The organism is Mesotoga sp. HF07.pep.5.2.highcov, from assembly GCF_003666285.1.
GTDB classification, from domain to species: domain Bacteria; phylum Thermotogota; class Thermotogae; order Petrotogales; family Kosmotogaceae; genus Mesotoga; species Mesotoga prima.
On sequence record NZ_JFHJ01000133.1, the window covers coordinates 1 to 698 of the forward strand.

The following is a 698-nucleotide window of genomic DNA, read 5'->3' on the forward strand; positions in this document are numbered from 1 at the left end:
TACTCTGCCCTTGTCAGCAACGTGAGTAAGCCTGGCAGAAAGGACAGAAACTATGGATTCATGATGGGTGTTATGAATATAGCGACCTTCCTCTGTTCCCTGTTCATTGGAGTCGCCCTTTCAAGAAGCGAAGAGACCGCATTTGTGATTTTCTCGATTGCTGCAGCTGTCCTAGTTATTCCGATTTTCTTCTTTCGTTCTGGTTCTCAAGTAGGTGATGCCGCTGTAGGTATTAGGGAAGAAGACTTGAGATTCAAAATTGACAGAAAAATAGTCTTTGTAATGATCTCTCAGTTTGGCTTATGGTTTTCCATGGGTGGGATACTTCCTTACTTGACCTCTTTCATCAGCAGCGATATAGGTGTGTCTCTTGGCACTGCCTCGTCGATAATGGGAATATCAACTCTTGTGAGTGGCGTGACTTCTCTTTTGACTGGCACTCTGAGCAAAATGCTCGGACAGAGAAGGCTGCACATTACAGCGCTTTCTATCTTAACCGGCGTTTTCATGTTAGTGAGTATCTTCTACTCTGGATTCCTCGATCTTGGCCCATTTCTGATGCTGATCGTGTTGATTCTCTTTAGCTTTGCTTTAGGAATCGTTCTCGCCCTTAACGTGACAATAGTCTCAGATACGGTTTCCCTTGCAAATCAGGGAAAGATCTTTGGTCTGAATAACATAGTAATGGTGCTCTCTCA

Annotated in this window: 1 protein-coding gene; it reads left to right on the forward strand. The window is 44.0% G+C overall.

All coding sequences use genetic code 11. The features are described 5' to 3' along the window. On the forward strand, positions 1 to 698 hold a 698-nt coding region (locus tag BG32_RS02070), incomplete at both ends, for an MFS transporter (protein ID WP_121526325.1).